This is a genomic window from uncultured Corynebacterium sp., assembly GCF_937999985.1.
Taxonomy (GTDB): Bacteria; Actinomycetota; Actinomycetes; order Mycobacteriales; family Mycobacteriaceae; genus Corynebacterium.
Genome location: NZ_CALLDG010000154.1, coordinates 1 through 16709 on the forward strand (window position 1 = coordinate 1; position 16709 = coordinate 16709).

At 63.6% G+C, this 16709-nt stretch carries 14 protein-coding genes and 1 tRNA gene; 2 read left to right on the top strand and 13 right to left on the bottom strand.

All coding sequences use genetic code 11. The features are described from left to right. Positions 1 to 724 (bottom strand): translation initiation factor IF-2 N-terminal domain-containing protein (locus Q0331_RS07345; RefSeq protein ID WP_298075750.1); only part of this gene is annotated, 724 nt, incomplete at its 3' end. 160 nt (positions 725 to 884) lie between these two features. Between Q0331_RS07345 and Q0331_RS07350 the strand changes: the two genes are divergently transcribed. Then, positions 885 to 1649 carry a hypothetical protein gene (locus Q0331_RS07350; protein ID WP_298075751.1) on the top strand — a complete coding sequence of 255 codons (765 nt, stop codon included), beginning with the start codon at positions 885 to 887 and terminating at the stop codon, positions 1647 to 1649. 79 nt (positions 1650 to 1728) lie between these two features. On the opposite strand, the gene ndk is transcribed toward Q0331_RS07350, so the two are convergent. The 7 genes from ndk to Q0331_RS07385 form a co-directional block, all read right to left on the bottom strand. Beyond that, positions 1729 to 2139, bottom strand: coding sequence for a nucleoside-diphosphate kinase (ndk, locus tag Q0331_RS07355; protein ID WP_005296491.1), 411 nt, complete (start codon positions 2137 to 2139; stop codon positions 1729 to 1731). 54 nt (positions 2140 to 2193) lie between these two features. Next, positions 2194 to 3531, bottom strand: a complete 1338-nt coding sequence (locus Q0331_RS07360) for a peptidoglycan recognition family protein (RefSeq protein WP_298075752.1) — start codon at positions 3529 to 3531, stop codon at positions 2194 to 2196. 113 nt (positions 3532 to 3644) lie between these two features. Beyond that, positions 3645 to 4136, bottom strand: coding sequence for a DUF4233 domain-containing protein (locus tag Q0331_RS07365; RefSeq protein WP_298075761.1), 492 nt, complete (start codon positions 4134 to 4136; stop codon positions 3645 to 3647). Between the two features lie 74 nt (positions 4137 to 4210). Further along, positions 4211 to 5719: a folylpolyglutamate synthase/dihydrofolate synthase family protein gene (locus tag Q0331_RS07370; protein WP_298075753.1), complete on the bottom strand. Its 1509-nt coding sequence runs from the start codon at positions 5717 to 5719 to the stop codon at positions 4211 to 4213. Then, positions 5716 to 8514 (bottom strand): valine--tRNA ligase, encoded by a 2799-nt coding sequence (locus tag Q0331_RS07375; RefSeq protein WP_298075754.1) that lies wholly within the window; start codon positions 8512 to 8514, stop codon positions 5716 to 5718. The genes Q0331_RS07370 and Q0331_RS07375 overlap by 4 nt, the downstream gene beginning before the upstream one ends. Positions 8515 to 8549: 35 nt before the next feature. Further along, positions 8550 to 9656, bottom strand: coding sequence for an alpha/beta hydrolase (locus Q0331_RS07380; RefSeq protein ID WP_298075755.1), 1107 nt, complete (start codon positions 9654 to 9656; stop codon positions 8550 to 8552). 90 nt (positions 9657 to 9746) lie between these two features. After that, the gene (locus Q0331_RS07385) at positions 9747 to 10739 is read right to left on the bottom strand and encodes a malate dehydrogenase (protein WP_298075756.1); all 993 of its coding nucleotides are present in this window, start codon (positions 10737 to 10739) and stop codon (positions 9747 to 9749) included. A gap of 175 nt (positions 10740 to 10914) precedes the next feature. Between Q0331_RS07385 and Q0331_RS07390 the strand changes: the two genes are divergently transcribed. Further along, a complete protein-coding gene (locus Q0331_RS07390) occupies positions 10915 to 11724 on the top strand; it encodes a hypothetical protein (RefSeq protein ID WP_298075757.1) in 810 nt (269 codons plus the stop codon). Here the strand turns inward: Q0331_RS07390 and clpX are convergent. The 5 genes from clpX to Q0331_RS07415 form a co-directional block, all read right to left on the bottom strand. Beyond that, positions 11721 to 12995 (bottom strand): ATP-dependent Clp protease ATP-binding subunit ClpX, encoded by a 1275-nt coding sequence (gene clpX, locus Q0331_RS07395; RefSeq protein WP_298075758.1) that lies wholly within the window; start codon positions 12993 to 12995, stop codon positions 11721 to 11723. The two genes, Q0331_RS07390 and clpX, sit on opposite strands and share 4 nt — an antisense overlap. Positions 12996 to 13135: 140 nt before the next feature. Further along, positions 13136 to 13765, bottom strand: a complete 630-nt coding sequence (locus tag Q0331_RS07400) for an ATP-dependent Clp protease proteolytic subunit (RefSeq protein ID WP_298075759.1) — start codon at positions 13763 to 13765, stop codon at positions 13136 to 13138. A gap of 3 nt (positions 13766 to 13768) precedes the next feature. Continuing rightward, positions 13769 to 14335: an ATP-dependent Clp protease proteolytic subunit gene (locus Q0331_RS07405; RefSeq protein WP_011273208.1), complete on the bottom strand. Its 567-nt coding sequence runs from the start codon at positions 14333 to 14335 to the stop codon at positions 13769 to 13771. Positions 14336 to 14540: 205 nt separating this feature from the next. Next, positions 14541 to 16184 (bottom strand): trigger factor, encoded by a 1644-nt coding sequence (tig, locus tag Q0331_RS07410; protein ID WP_298075760.1) that lies wholly within the window; start codon positions 16182 to 16184, stop codon positions 14541 to 14543. 257 nt (positions 16185 to 16441) lie between these two features. After that, a tRNA-Pro gene (locus Q0331_RS07415) sits at positions 16442 to 16515 on the bottom strand. Positions 16516 to 16709: the final 194 nt, after the last annotated feature.

Below are 16709 nucleotides of genomic sequence, written 5' to 3' on the forward strand. Positions count from 1 at the left end.
GCGATTCGAGGCGGGTGGAGCCCTTCATCTTCACCGGCTCGTCCACCAGGTCTTCGGTAGAGCGCTCGGCCGGGTGCAGATCCTCGGGCGCGACGTTCTTCGCGGGGGTTTCTTCGGGCTTGGTGTTCGGGTCGCCCTTTTCTTGTGACGCCCGCTCCTCCGCCCGGCGCGCACTTCCCACGCGGCGTACAACTCGGCGGACTCGGCGGCGGCGAACCGGCTTCGGCACGGAGTTCTCTTCCTGAGCCTTCTCCGGTTCGGACTTCACGGCCTCCTCAGCCTGCTCCGGCTTCTGCTCGGGTTCTGCCTTCTTGGCCGACTTCTTTACAGTGCGCTTCGCAGTCTTCTTCGCAGTCTTCTTCGCCGACTTCTTTGCCGTCTTCTTGGTGGCCTTCTTTGCCGTCTTCTTCGCAGGCTTCTTTGCTTCCTTCTTCGGCTCCTCAGCTGCAGAATCCTCGGAAGCTTCCGCCTCCGCAGGCTTCTCGTCTTCCTGAGATGGTTCAGAGTTGGCACTGAGGGCGTCCAAAACAGAAAAGACCTGCGCCTGAGTCAGCGACGAGGCCGTCTTCTTCCCCTCAATGCCGTGGTCCGCCAGAATGGCCAGGAAGTCCGTCGCGCGGATCCCCAACTGCTTGGCAACGGTGTGGACGCGAACCTTCTCCCCCACACTCTCTCGATCAATTTTCGCAGCCTGAGCTGCAATTTCCGGGCTGATAGTCGCCACGAAATCTCCTTTTAAAGTCTTCAAAGTTTTCCTGATCGCCATGCCGCATCGTCGTTGTGGGCATCCGATCTGTCCCCCATTGTCTCATATCGTCGCGTGTCCATCCGACAACCCATCCGACAACCCTGTGTGCAAGTGCGCGGCTGTTACGCTGAACGCTATGCCCAACCCCTCCCAACCCTCCGTCGCCTTTGACCAGACAGTGCTCACCGATGTCCAAAACGGCATGCGCCCCAGCAAAGCCGCTCAGTTCGTGGTTTCGCTGATTTTCGCGCTGATGATGTTCATCCTCTGTGCGCCGGTCACCGGGCCATTGCCGGCACTGGGGATCCTCGCCACCGCCGTCGCCGCCTGCGTCGTGTGGTGGCGCTACCTGCGGCGAAGCGGCGTGAGAGGCAACGACTATTCCCCCATGAAGACAGACGCCGAAGCCGCCCGCACACCCTTTAGCTGGAAAGAGGAAGGCCGCCTAGTGCTGGTGATTGCACTCGTTTTCGGCCTATCGCAGACCGCAAGCATGTTTAGCGGCCAGAGCAGATGGGGCTTCGCCGCTATTGCCGCGTTGGTCACTGTCGGGTTGATGTACTGGGTCGTTACTTTTGACGCCTGGCGTCCCGCCCGCTACACCGATCCGAAGAAGCTGGGGCGGGATATGAAGATTGAGGCCCCCACCGAATGGCTGCAGGCATTCCTCTACTGCCGCCGCTGCGTGCCGGGCGGCCTGCAGATTCTGAGCGACACCCTGAAGGAGGATCTGTCGCACTACGGCTGGACCGCTCACAGCGTGAACGAGGCGCTGGACAAACTGGTCAAGCAAGACAAGGCCGTGAAGATCCGAGAGCTGCGCTCGGCTGATGGAGCGCGGAACTGGGTCACACTGACGGAGGAAGGCTCGCAAGACTTCCAGGAACGCCACAGCGGCTAACCCTTAAGCCCCGGACATAAGCCCCAGATACGCAAAAACCGCGGACGCGCTGCGCCCGCGGTTTACTTGTCTAGCCTTCTTACAGGTTCGGGAACCAGATGCCGATCTCGCGCTCAGCGGACTCCGGGGAGTCGGAGCCGTGGACAACGTTCTCGCCAACGGTCAGGGCGAAGTCGCCGCGGATGGTACCCGGAGTGGCCTTCTCCACCGGGTGGGTGCCACCGGCCAGCTGACGCCAAGCGGCGATGGCGGACTCGCCCTCAACAATGCCCGCAACCAGCGGAGCGGAGGTGATGAAATCCACCAGCTCGCCGAAGAAAGGCTTGTCGGAGTGCTCAGCGTAGTGCTTCTCCGCGGTCTCGCGGTCAGCGGTACGCAGGTCCAGCTCCACGAGCTTCAGACCCTTCTTTTCGATGCGGGAGATAATTTCGCCCACGTGGCCGTTCTTAACGCCGTCGGGCTTAATCAGAATCAGAGTGCGTTCAGTCATGTCAGTGATTCTACACGTGGCGTCACGGCACCACAGCGCCGCGACACCCCAGCGCTACACGCGGCTGCGCACCTGATTCATCAGCGCGTATGCACGGTCACCCGGGCACGCGGTCGCAGTGGAGACGTCGCCCCAGTCACGGTGGCCGGTGATCGTGCGACGGGTCAGGTTCAGCCGAGCCGCGTTGTTCACGTAGCGGACGTGGCCGCGCGGGTCCAAGCCCAGCCCACGGCACAGGTGGCCAAGAACGCGCACCAGGGAGTTAATGGCGGCGGGAGTGGGAGCCTGCTGCATGAAGTTCCCCAGCAGGCACACACCGATGTTTCCGTCGTTCGCGTTGTAGACGTGACCTGCGGTGACGGACATAGGGGATGCACCCAGGCTGCCGGATTGGAAGACCGCCTGGCCATCCGTGCCGGTAGTACGTCCCTGGAACACGGTGCCATCCGGGGCGATCAGCAGGTGGTAGCCGATGTCGCCCCAGCCGCGCCCACCGTTCGCCCGGGAGGCGTGGAAGGCGTAGATGCTGCGGACGTTCGCAGCGTAGTCGCCATTGACAGGGGTGGCCATCGCCGTGTGGTGCACGGTGATGAGCTGCGCGCGGGTGAAGCGGGGAGTCCACCCCATCAGCGACTCGTTGGCACCCCACTCGCGGCGGGAAACCACGCGCAGGCCGTTGATCACGTTCGCACCGCCGATGCCGGCGCCGCCACCCGGAGCCGGAGCACCCGGGTTGGCCAGGCCACTTGAATGCAGGATTCCGGCGATGGTGCCCGCCAGTGCCAGGGAGCCAGCCAGACCCGCAGCTCCGGTCTCCAGGCTGCTTTGCAGTTCAGCCGGGTTGGAGGGCAGCCCCATCGGTGCAGCGTAGGGTGCAATGCCCGCGCCGAAGATCTGCTCTTCCTGCCCCTGCGGAGCCTCCACAATGTGGAGGAATAAGCGCGTCGCCGGGTCGTTGACCTCACCGGGCAGCCACACGGCAGTGGCACCCTCGGGCAGCTCTACGGGCTCGGACTTCAGTTCGGAATCATCGCCCTCGCGGTCGTGTGCCTCGGGCTGCACCACGTGATCCTCGGTACGGCCGTCTGGGAACTCGAAGCGCAGGGTCGCCTGTGTCGCCTCGGTCGCTGCGGGCGCAAAGGTGATCGTGAGGTACCCGGTGCCCCCGGGTAGCTCGCCCTTTTGGTTGACGCCGATTCCCGTCCCGGTGAATCCCTCTAGCTCGGCAGGGGTCGGTGCGCCGGCAGCTCCGGCGGGATCTACACCGGGGAGTGCGTCGTTGGCGGAGGAGAAGACCCCCATGTTGTTGCGGTTGGCGAAGAGGAGGGAGCCACCAACGACGGCCCCCAGAGCGGTGGAAGAACGGAAAAATGCACGGCGCGTTAACGTCATGCACCGGATAATAAACCACATTCGGGGGTAGCAGGAGACTTACCCCTATTTAAGGGTATTCCCAGGTAAGTGTTACTGGTGTTAAAAGCGGTGCGAATGTGGCGTCGTGAAGACTAGTCAGCGGGGGTAGCCGGGCGCCGCACGTTACCTTCCTCATCGAGGTGCTGCGAGGGCAGCAGGCCGCGCTCCATGCGGCGCATCAGGTTGGATCGCAGGTGGTAGATGTACCACCAGCACAGAGCAAAGATGACACCCATCGCACCCATCGCCGGGTGCACGATAAAGCCCGCGATCGCCAGCACCTGCAGGGCAATATTCAACCAGTCGGCCCACTTGGCCTTCTGCAGGAAGGCAGCGACGACCATCGCAACCCCCAGGCCGATCACATAGGTCATGTTGAAGGTTGTGGCGCCGGAGCCTGCGTCCACGCGGGTAATGACGGTCAGCACCAGTAGGATCACGATGGCTTCCATGATGTGCGTTCCGGCCATCACGCCGCGCAGCCCCTTCATCGGATCGTTGGCCGGGACGTGGCCGGGGCCTAGCGGGCCGTACTCGCTGTGCCCACTGTGCCCACTGTGCCCACTGCCCTCCCCTGCCCTAATGCGGTTGTGCGGGTTCTGTGCCACGATTCTGCAGCTCCTTGGTAGATCTTCCGTTTAAAAAATTCTGCCAGCGCCTACGCCGGTTCCTTGCCGAATAGCGTGCGAGCCTCCCCGGCCGTCACCACCGAGCCGGTGATCAGCACGCCAGCGCCGGAGAGCACGCCGTCCTCGTCGTCCTCGGCTAGTTGGGTGGCGATCTCCACGGCACCTGGCAGGTTCCCGGCCACGTGCACGCGCTCCTCGCCGAAGGCATCCCGCGCGTACTCGGCCAGCACGTCGACCGGCAGGGCACGCGGGGAGTTCACCTCCGTCACCACGACCTCGTCCATCACCGGTTCCAGGGCGGCCAGGATGCCGCGGGCATCCTTGTCCCCCAGCACGCCGACTACGCCGACCAGTCGGCGGAACTCGAAGTCGCGATCGATGGCCGCGGCCAGGGCTTTCGCCCCGTGGGGGTTGTGCGAGGCGTCGATAAACACGCTCGGGGTAGAGCGCACGCGCTCCAGGCGGCCGGGCGAGGCGACGGAGGCGAAGCCCTCCCGCACCGTGTCCACGTCCAGCTGCCGCTCGGCACCGGCCCCGAAGAACGCCTCCACGGCAGCCAGGGCCACGGCGGCGTTGCGCGCCTGGTGCTCCCCGGAAAGCGGCAGGAAGATGTCCGAGTACTCGCCGGCCAGGCCGCGAATGGTCACGGTCTGCCCACCGACGGCGATCTGGCTGGAGAGCACACCGAACTCGCTCCCGGCGCGGGCGACGGCGGAATCCTTCGCCACGGCCTCCTCCAGCAGTACTCGCATGGCCGCTGGCTCCTGCTCGGCGACAACGGTCACGTTATCTGGCGGGGTGAGCAGATCGTCGGCATCCCAGCGGGCCTTGATGATGCCCGCCTTCTCGCCCGCGATGTCCTCTAGCGTGTCGCCCAGGTAGTCCGTGTGGTCCAGCCCGATCGGGGTGATCACGGCTACGTCGGAGTTCACCACGTTTGTCGCGTCCCAGCGCCCGCCCATTCCGGTCTCCACAACAGCAACGTCCACTGGCGCATCGGCGAAGGCCGCGTAGGCCATGGCCACCAGCACCTCGAACTTGCTCATCTGCGGGCCGCCTTCGGCCTGGCTCTTCGCGTCCACCATTTCCACCATCGGCTGGATGTCGCGCCACGTATCCACGTAGTCGCGTGGGTGTAGCGGCTTGCCGTCGATGGCGATGCGTTCGGTGACGATCTGCAGGTGCGGGCTGGTTGTCCGCCCGGTGCGACGGTGGAACGCACGCATCAGCGATTCGATCATCCGCACCACGGAGGTCTTGCCGTTGGTTCCCGCCACGTGGATCACCGGGAACGCACGCTCTGGGTGGCCGAGCAGGTCCATCAGCATCTCGACGCGCTCGAGCGTCGGGTCGATTTTCGTCTCCGGCCAGCGCTGGTTCAGCTCCGCGTCGACCTCCGCCAGCGCGGCCAGGTCTTCGGGCGTAATGGGACGTTCTTGTACTGACGCCACCTCGGCCTCATCCGCACCCACACCGTCGATAGGCAGGGCTAGGCCTGCATCGTCGAGCGTGACCTCTTCCGGGTAGCTATCGCTCATGCCTTTGGCAGGCCTTCCAGGCGGGCAGTGATGCGCTCGAATTCCTCCTGTGCGACGCGCTGGCGTTCGCGGATTCCTTCGACGACCTTCTCCGGAGCCTTGGACAGGAAGTTTTCGTTGCCCAGCTTCTTCGCCGCGTTGTCTAGCTCCTTCTGAGCTGCCGCGAGATCCTTCTCCAGGCGCTTGCGCTCCGCGGCAACGTCGACGGTGCCGGAGGTATCCAGCTGCACGGCGATGGTGGCCTGGGACAGGCGCACCTCGATGGATGCGGTCTCCGCGAAGCTTTCCTCCGGGGTTTCCAGGCGCACCAAGGAGCGCACGGCCTCCTCGAGGTCAGCCAGGTCAGCGGCGGCGAAGTCCAGGGCGGCGGGCACCTTCTGGGAGGGCTTCACACCCTGGTCGCTGCGGAAACGGCGCAGCTCGGTGACTAGCTTGTCCACGTCCGCCATGCGGCGTACCGCATCGGCATCAGTCTGCGCCCCACCGTTGGTGAGGTCTGCAGTCGGCCAGTCGGCGGTGACCAGGGAGTCGGAGTAGCCCTCTTCCCCGTCGGTCAGCGCCTTCCACAGCGTCTCGGTCACGAAGGGCATGGCGGGGTGCAGCAGGCGCAGCACCGCATCCAGCACGCGCCCCAGCACGATCTGGGTGTTGATGCCCCGCTGGACCTGTTCTTCCGTGGCACTGTCCCAATCGCGCGGGATCTGCACCTTGGCGATCTCCAAGTACCAGTCGCAGAACTCGCCCCAGGCGAAGCGGTACAGGTTCTCGTTCGCCAGGGAGAACTCGTAGCGGTCCAGCGCGTCGTCCACCAGCTGGCGAACCTCTTCCAGGCGGTCCAGGATCCAGCGGTCGGCATCCGTCAGGGTCTCGCGGGCAGGAAGCTCGCCCACGCGTGCGCCGTTCATCAGGGCGAACTTGGTGGCGTTGTACAGCTTGGTGGCGAAGTTACGGGAGGACTGTGCGGCATCCTCACCCACCGGCAGGTCGGAGCCCGGGTTAGCGCCGCGCGCCAGGGTGAAGCGCAGCGCATCCGCGCCGTAGTCGCGCACCCAGTCCATCGGGTCGATGCCGTTGCCCAGGGACTTCGACATCTTGCGGCCGTGCTCGTCGCGCACCAGGCCGTGCAGGAAGATGTCCTTGAACGGAATTTGCGGGCGGCCATCCTTGCCGGTGCCCAGCACCTCTGGGGTGTGCTTGGAGGCGAAGGTGGCGAACATCATCATGCGGGCGACCCAGAAGAACAAAATGTCGTAGCCCGTCACCAGCACGCTGGTTGGGTAGAACTTCTCCAGTTCCGGGGTCTTCTCCGGCCAGCCCATCGTGGAGAACGGCCATAGGGCGGAGCTGAACCAGGTATCCAGCACGTCCTCGTCCTGGCGCCAGCCCTCGCCCGTCGGGGCTTCGTCGTCCGGGCCGCAGCACACGATCTCGCCGTTCGGGCCGTACCAAATCGGAATGCGGTGGCCCCACCACAGCTGGCGGGAAATGCACCAGTCGTGCATGTCGTCCACCCAGTCGAACCAGCGCGGCTCCTGGGAGGACGGGTGGATCACCGAGTCGCCGGAGCGGATGGCGTCGCCGGACATCTTCGCCAGCTCTTCCACCTTGACGAACCACTGCTCGGACAGGCGCGGCTCCACGGCCTCCTTGGAGCGCTCGGAGTGGCCCACGCTGTGCACGTAGGGGAACTTGCGGGCAACGATGCGCCCCTGCTCCTCCAGCGCCAGGCGGATTTTCTCGCGCGCCTCGTAGCGCTCCATGCCGTCGAACTCAGTGCCGGTGTTCGCAATGTGGCCGGTCTCGTCCATGATCACCGGCATCGGCAAATCGTGGCGCTGGCCCATCGCAAAGTCGTTCGGGTCGTGCGCCGGGGTGATCTTCACCGCACCGGTGCCGAACTCCGGGTCCACGTAGTCGTCGGCCACCACGATCATCTGCCGGTCCGGCAGGAACGGGTGCGGCAGGGTCTTGCCCACCAGGTCCGCGTAGCGCTCGTCCTCCGGGTGCACGGCAACGGCCACATCGCCCAGCATCGTCTCCACACGAGTGGTCGCCACGACCACGTGCGGCTCGGAATCGTCCAGCGAGCCATAGCGGATGCTCACTAGCTCGCCCTCGTCATCGGAGTACACAACCTCGATGTCGGAGATCGCAGTCTGCAGCACCGGCGACCAGTTCACCATGCGATTCGCGCGGTAGATCAGGCCTGCGTCAAAAAGCTCCTTGAACATCGTCTGCACGGCGCGGGACAGTCCATCGTCCAGGGTAAAGCGCTCGCGCGACCAATCCACGGAATCACCGATGGCGCGCATCTGGCGCTGGATCACGCCACCGTACTGGTCCTTCCACTCCCAGACCTTCTCCACGAAATCCTCGCGACCGTAGTCGAAGCGGTCCTTGCCCTCAGTTTCCTTCAGGCTGGCCTCGACCTTCGTCTGCGTGGCGATGCCCGCGTGGTCGGAGCCGGGCAGCCACAGAACCTCGAAGCCCTGCATGCGCTTGCGGCGGGCCATCGCATCCATCAGCGTGTGGTCCAGCGCGTGGCCCATGTGCAGCTGGCCGGTCACGTTCGGCGGCGGAAGCACAATGCTGAAGGGCGGCTTGTCGCTGGAAGGATCGGCCTTAAAATAGCCGGAATCCACCCACCCCTGGTAGAGGTTTTCCTCTACTGCGGCGGGGTCCCATGCCGCGGGTAGCTGTGCCGAGCGGTCGGCACCAATCGGGTTAGAGCCATTTGCCTTAGAACTGGAGTCACTCACGTCTGCCAAGTCTAGTAGACGGCCCGGACAGGGCATACACCCCGCCTACCACCCGCTCACCCACTGCGCGTTTACATCTCGAGCATCGCCCGCAACACACCCGCAGCCTCGTCCAACGCCCGCCCGGAGTTACGCCACACGCCCGAAGAATTCACGAAGGGGTGGATCAGGCCGGGGTGGCGTCGGAAAGAAACGGGCACACCTGCCTCCCGCAGCTTCTCGGCATAGGCCGTGCCCTCGTCGCGCAGCGGATCGAACCCAGCGACGGCGACATAGGCCGGAGCCACCCCGCTGACGTCCTCGGAGAGCAGGGGTGAAACGTCCGGGTCCAGCCGCTGCACGTCGTCGGTGAGGTACTGGTCGCGATACCACTGCATCTGCGCCTGAGTGAGGAAGTACCCCTTGGAGAACTCCTTGTGGCTGGGCGTATCCAGTCTGGAAAGGTCCGTGACCGGCACAAACAGCAGCTGTGCACGCGGCTGTTCCTGGCCTTCGCGCTTACGGCGCAGGCACACCACGGCAGCCAGGTTGCCTCCCGCGGAATCGCCGCCAACGGCCACCCTATTCTTATTGACGCCCTTAACCTCGCCCGCCATGGCCGCATCAACAACAGCACAGCAGTCGTCCGGCGCGGCGGGGAAAGGATGCTCCGGAGCCAGGCGGTAGTCCACGGAGAGCACGGCCACGCGGGCAGCTTCACACAGCCAGCGGCAGGTGGAATCGTGCGAATCGAGGGAGCCGACCACCCAGCCGCCGCCGTGGAAGTACACCAGGGTGGGCAGGTCCTCGTCCGGCGAAACCGCACCGGTGGGACGGTAGTGGCGCACGCGCACGCCCCGGATCCGCTCCTCCACTACGGAACCGACCTGGGTGACGTGCCCGCCGGCCATGTACGCGGCGTCCTCCACAACCGCGCGGGTGGCCTCGACGGACTGCTGGGAATAGTCCGCCGGGTGCATCAGGTCGGTGACCAGGCTAGAGGCGCGTACGTCGGAATCCAGACGATCACCGTCGGAGTTGGTACGGGAGCCGAAGATCCGCAGAACCGGCTCGGGGATCGCGGGCAGCAGCCACCCGGCGCGGGCGGTGAGCTGGCTAAAAAGCGAGTGCTGGAGCGGTTGGGAGTGGATCGGGGCTGTGGTGTCCGTGGATTCGGTAGATTCAGTGGGATTTGTCATGCCTAACATAAAACCACCCGACCAGGCGGCCGGGTGGCGATATGCAGAAAAAAGTTTTTCTTTAGGAAACTACAGAAAAACTATCCGAAATTACAGCAGGCCAGCTTCCACAACCGCGGCCTTTTCCTCCTGCAGCTCCTTGATGTTTGCGTCGATGCGCTCCTGCTGCGCCGGGCTGATGTCCAGCCCCTGCACGATCTCCCACTCGCCGTTGACGGAGCGGCAGGGGAAGGAGAACACCAGGCCCTCCGGGATTCCGTAGGAGCCGTCGGAAGGCAGTGCGACGGAAACCCAGTCGCCTTCAGCGGTGCCGTGCACCCAGTCGCGCATGTGATCCAGCGCGCCGCTGGCTGCGGAGGCTGCCGAGGAGCGCCCGCGGACCTCGATGATCTCCGCACCGCGCTTGGCTACGCGCGGAATGAACTCGTCGTTTACCCACGCCGCATCCAGCTTGTCAGCGACCTTCTCACCGTTCAGCGTCAGCTCCGTAACGTCCGGGAACTGGGAGGCGGAGTGGTTGCCCCAGACGGTCATGTTCTTCAAGTCGCGCACGGCCACGCCCAGCTTGTCCGCCACCTGCGCCAGGCCACGGTTGTGATCCAGGCGGGTCAGGGCGGTAACGCGGCGCGGGTCGAGGCCCTCTGCGTGGGCCGCAACGATCGCCGCGTTGGTGTTGGCCGGGTTGCCGACGACAATCACGCGGACATCATCGGCGGCGTGCTCGGCGATCGCCTTGCCCTGCGGGCCGAAGATCTTGCCGTTGGCGGCCAGCAGGTCGGCGCGCTCCTCGCCCTTCTGGCGGGGCTTGGCGCCCACCAGGAAGACTGCGTTGGCATCCTTGAAGCCCTCGTCGAGTTCGGTGGTGATGGTAACCTCCCCCAGCAGCGGGAAGGCGCAGTCGGCCAGTTCCAGGGCCACGCCGCGTGCGGCCTGCAGGCCCTGCTCGGTCTCCAGCAGGCGCAGGTTCACTACGCGGTCGCCGAAGACCTCCCCCTTGGCGATGCGGAACAGCAGGGAGTAGCCGATCTGGCCGCCGGCACCCGTGACGGTGACGGTAACGGCATTCTGGTTGTTGGTGGTCACGCGGGGCTCCTTAAGCAATGCGTTGGTGAGAGTTTTCTTAAATCCTCTCCCTACTGTAATAACCTGCCCGACACCCTGCACTCTCACTGCACTCGCACGTCAAACCACCCCCGCACGAGCCTGGATTAACTGCACATCGCTGCAGGCTCAGCCTCTTCATAGATAAACTGAATTGGTGCAGAATAAGCCCCACCTTCCCGCCTCTGCGGCCTGGTATGGCCTCGGCGAACAGCAGTACATCCAGGCCATGAACACCGCCGTGACCATCGCCATCCGGGTCGGTGCCGCATTCACTCCTGAGCACCTGGCCGCGATCACCCAGGCCGCACGCCTGCCGCAGAACTGCGAGCTACTGGATTCCCCGGCTCGCCTGTACGAGGAGGCGCTGCGTTACGCCCACTCCTCCATCTGGCCCGTGCCGCTAAATGGGTATGACAACCCGGAGATGGATAGCTCCCCTGTCCGCGAGATGCGCAAGCTCGTCGCCGCCACCTACACGCGCTTTGCCACCCACCCGGACGCTGTGCGCTTGATTGTTGCGGAGAACCTGCTGGGCGATCCGGAGCTTGTCCACCGCGTGGGCGTACTGGAAGATTCCCCGGTGGTGTTGCACCTGGATCGCGTGCTGATGCGCGGCCACGATATTGGTGCCTTCCGCAGCGGTGTGTCCGCGGAGGATGCCTACGCGCTGATCACCGCACTGTGTTCCTTTGCCGTCACCCAGGGGCCGACTTTCCACGCTCTGTATGGCATGGATTCCAGCGCCCCCGAAAACGAGGAGGGCCTGCGCAGCCTGACGTGCGATGCGGTCATCGCTTTCCTCACCACCACGATGCCCACCAACCAGGGCGCGTCGTACACCCACGCTTCGCATTCTTCGGTGATTGGTACCTCGGTCGCCGCGTCGCTCTACCACCATGCGCGGCACGAGGATGAAGAGGTTGATGACGCCCCCTCGGCGCCATCGGACCTATATCACGACTAGGCGCTCTTCTTATCCCGCTTGGCGACCTCTTCGTGGGTCAGCAGGGTCGGTTCCGCCTCCCCGCGGGCACATGCGCCGGTGATGATGACCTCGCCGGTTTCCTCATCTTCCGGAATGGCGAACATGGTCGGCAGCAGTAGGGTTTCCATGATGGACCGCAGGCCGCGAGCGCCGGTCTCGCGCGCCAGCGCCTTTTGGGCGATCTCCCGCAGCGCCTCGTCCTCGAAGGTCAGGCGCACGCCGTCCATGTCGAACAGGCGCTGGTACTGGCGCACCAGGGAGTTCTTCGGCTCGGTGAGTACGCGCACAAGGGCGTCCTCGTCCAGGTGGCCAACGTGGGTCAGCACCGGCAGGCGGCCGATCAGCTCGGGGATCAGGCCGAACTTCACCAGGTCCTCCGGTTCCACAAATTGGAACGGGTTCGGATCTTCCTCGGACTTCGCGCTGATCTCCGCACCGAAGCCCAGACCCTTCTTGCCGCGACGCTCGGAAATGACCTTCTCCAACCCGGAGAACGCACCCGCCACGATAAACAGAACGTTCTTCGTGTCGAACTGGATGAACTCCTGGTTCGGGTGCTTGCGGCCGCCCTGCGGCGGAACGGCGGCAACGGTGCCTTCCAGGATCTTCAGTAGAGCCTGCTGCACGCCCTCGCCGGAGACGTCGCGGGTGATGGACGGGTTCTCCGACTTGCGGGAAATCTTGTCCACCTCGTCGACGTAGATGATGCCGCGCTGTGCCTTCGCCACGTCGAAGTCTGCGGCCTGGAGAAGCTTCAGCAGGATGTTCTCTACGTCTTCACCGACGTAGCCGGCTTCGGTCAAACTGGTGGCGTCAGCAATGGCGAAAGGCACATCGAGCATCCGGGCGAGCGACTGCGCCAGATAGGTCTTGCCCGAACCGGTCGGCCCCAGCATTAGAATGTTGGACTTCGCCAGCTCCACCTCGTCGTCGGAGCGGCGGGCGGCAGCGTTCGACTCCTCGACCTGGATGCGCTTGTAGTGGTTGTACACGGCGACGGCCAGGGTGCGCTTGGCCTCGTCCTGGCCGATCACGTAGCTATCCAGGAACTCGGCAATGGCCGCGGGCTTCGGCAGCTTTGCCGAGCTCTCCGTGGGGTCGACCGCCAGCAGCTCCTCTTCGATGATCTCGTTACAAAGCTCGATGCATTCGTCGCAAATGTAAACACCAGGGCCGGCAATAAGCTTGCGGACCTGCTTCTGGCTCTTTCCACAGAAGGAGCACTTCAGGAGCTCTGCGCTTTCAGGCATGCGGGACATCAGGCTTTCTTGGATCGGGTAACTTGCGGGACAGCTAGATTAGCACCCTCATAGGCCTTCAATTCTACTGCGCCACACCAAAAACCCCGCGGAAGCTGAAAGCCCCGCGGGTCGCTAGGGTTTGCCGGGCGCTACTGCTGCGCCGACAGCTTGCGGTAGTCGAAGACCTGGTCGACAATGCCGTACTCCTTGGCCTCCTCGGCCGTCAGGATCTTGTCACGGTCGGTGTCGATGCGCACCTGCTCGGCGGACTTGCCGGTGTGGCGTGCCAGAGTCTCCTCCATCAGCTTGCGCATGCGCTCGATCTCCTTGGCCTGGATCTCCAGGTCGGAAACCTGGCCCTGCACACCGCCGGTGGCGGGCTGGTGGATCAGCACGCGGGCGTTCGGCAGGGCAGCGCGCTTGCCCGGGGTACCGGCGGCCAGCAGCACAGCAGCCGCGCTGGCGGCCTGGCCGAGGCACACGGTCTGTACGTCCGGGCGGACGTACTGCATCGTGTCGTAGATCGCCATCAGGCTAGTGAAGGAACCGCCGGGAGAGTTGATGTACATCGTGATGTCCCGGTCCGGGTCCAGCCCCTCCAGCACCAGCAGCTGCGCCATGATGTCGTTGGCGGAAGCGTCGTCCACCTGGGTACCCAGGAAGATGATGCGCTCCTCAAACAGCTTGTTGTACGGGTTGGATTCCTTCGCGCCGTAGCTGGAGTGCTCCACAAACGACGGCAGAATGTATCGCATTTCTGGCATCTGCATCTCTGACATGTCTTAGCTCTCCTTCGCAGAGGTGATGACGTGGTCGACGAAACCGTATTCCTTGGCCTGCTGGGCGGTGAACCAACGGTCGCGGTCGGAATCCTTGGTGATCTGCTCAACGGTCTGGCCGGTGAACTCAGCGATCAGTTCCGCCATCTCCCGCTTGGTGTAGGCGAACTGCTCCGCCTGGATGGCGATGTCGGCGGCGGTGCCGCCCACGCCTGCGGAAGGCTGGTGCATCATGATGCGGGCGTGCGGCAGGGCGTAGCGCTTGCCCTTCGTGCCTGCAGAAAGCAGGAACTGGCCCATGGACGCCGCCAGACCCATTCCGTAGGTAGCGATATCGCACGGCGCGTACTTCATCGTGTCGTAGATAGCCATACCCGCGGTGACGGAGCCACCGGGAGAGTTGATGTACAGGCTGATGTCGCGCGTCGGATCCTCTGCGGACAGCAGCAGAATCTGGGCGCACAGCTCGTTGGCGATCTCGTCATCCACCTGGCTGCCCAGGAAGATGATTCGCTCGCGCAGCAGGCGCTCGTAGACTGAGTCTCTATGGTTTGGGGTTTCCGAACTCAACTTCGCTCCTTGCCGAAAGTCTTACGAAAATTCACTTTTGTATGCGCCCCAGCCTAGTCACACCCGTCGGCAAAGCGTGCCTTCCGGTGGGGGTGTTCGCTGTCAGCGCACGGTGTGGCTGCGCACCGGAGTGGGTACGAGGCAGGTGGGACAAAAGAAAACCGCCAGAACCTCGAGTGGAGGTCCCGGCGGTCAGGAAAAACTCTTAGTCTTCCTTCTTCTCCGCTGCCTTCTTGGCGGTCTTCTTGGCAGTGGACTTCTTAGCCGTAGACTTCGCAGCCTTCTTAGCAGTCGACTTCTTGGCCGTGCTCTTCTTAGCCGTGCTCTTCTTGGCAGTCGACTTCTTGGCGGTGGACTTCTTAGCCGTGCTCTTCTTGGCGGTGGACTTCTTGGCCGTGATCTTCTTAGCGGTCGACTTCTTGGCCGTGCTCTTCTTGGCAGTCGACTTCTTGGCAGGAGCCTTCTTCGGCTTCTCCTCAGCCTTGTCAGCCTTGTCGGCCTCAGCCTTGTCAGCCTTGTCCTCAGCCTCAACGTCGCCGAAGTACTCCTTCGGGTCAACGTCTGCACCGTCGGTGTCCTTCACGGAGGTACGGGCGATGTTCAGTGCCAGTGCCTTGCCACGACGGACGTCAGCGAACAGGCTGCCCAGCTGGCCGGCCTGCTGCAGCTGCATGATGAACTGGTTCGGGTCCATGCCGTACTGGTTTGCAGTGAAGGCGATGTGATCCATCAGCTCTTCCTGGGAAACCTCCGGCTGCTCCTTGTCCGCAACTGCGTCCAGGAACAGCTGGGTGCGCACGGAATCCTCAGCGGAGCTGCGTGCATCCTCTTCGAACTTCTCGCGAGTCATGTCCTGGGCAGCCAGCATGGACTCGAAGACCTTCTCGTCGCCACCGAACTGCTGGATGATTTGCTGGATCTGAGCGTCGACCTGCTCCTTTACAACGCCCTCCGGCAGCTCGAATTCGGTCTGCTCCAGAGCCTCGGCCAGAACCTTGTCGCGGATCTCGCCAGCCTGGGTGTTCTTCAGCTGCTGCTCGACCTGCCCCTTTAGGGACTCCTTCAGCTCGTCCAGGGTGTCGAACTCGCTAGCCAGCTGCGCGAAGTCGTCGTCCAGCTCCGGCAGCTCGCGCTCCTTGACGGAACCGAGCTTGACGGTAACCTCAGCCTCCTCGTCGGCGTGCTCGCCGGCAACCAGCTTGGAGGTGAAGGTGGACTCCTCGCCTTCCTTCATGCCGATCAGAGCGTCATCCAAGCCTTCGATCAGGGAATCGTTGCCGACCTCGTGGGACAGGCCCTCGGTGGTGGCCTCGTCGACGGTCTCGCCGTCGATGGTGGCGGACAGGTCGATGGAGACGAAGTCGCCCTTCTTCACTGCGCGGTCAGCCGGCTTCAGGGTGCCGAAGCGAGCCTGCAGGTTCTTCAGCTCCGCGTCGATGGCCTCATCGTCGGCCTTCAGCGGTGCGACCTCAACGGAGATGGCGGAGAAGTCCGGAACCTCGATCTCCGGGCGGACGTCAACCTCGGCGGTGAAGGTGATGTGCTTGCCGTCCTCCAGCTCGGCGATCTCGATCTCCGGCTGGCCCAGGGCCTTCACGTCGTTCTCCTCGACAGCCTGGCTGTAACGAGAAGGCAGCATCTCGTTAATGACCTGATCCAGGACAACGCCACGGCCCAGGCGAGCTTCCAGAATCTTCGCCGGAACCTTGCCCTTGCGGAAGCCCGGCATGTTTACCTGCTGCGCGAGGGTTGCGTAGGCCTTGTCGAACTCTGGCTTAAGCTCCTCGAATGGAACCTCAATCGTCAGCTTGGTGCGGGTGGCGCTCAGCTTTTCTACAGAGCTCTTCACGAATGCACACTCCTGTGTATTAATAGCTTCTTTGGCACCGCGGTCTCTCGTTCATCTCGCAGCGCTTTTACGGTCGGTGCTCAATTTTATAGAACCATCGCCAGACGCATCACGCTGGGGTGTCTTTTTCGGGCTCCCTGGCCACGAAACGGATCGCCGAATCCCCCGCCGATCCAGACTGTGAACCCCCATTTCACCTTTTCAATGCGACGAATCGCAGGGTGGCGTCACAAAGAAAAAGAGTGAAGATAAAAATGTCGGGATAACAGGATTTGAACCTGCGACCCCTCGCTCCCAAAGCGAGTGCGCTACCAAACTGCGCCATATCCCGATCTTTGCATGCCCCGAAGGGACGTTGCGCCCGCTACTTTACTGGCTGGCTACCAGGAAATACAAAACGGCAGCTCCCCCGCCGTTGCACTCGCCTGCGCTCGGGGGAACTGCCTTAAAGGATTGGAGGGAATGACGGGAATCGAACCCGCGTCTTCAGCTTGGAAGGCTGAGGTATTAGCCACTATACGACAT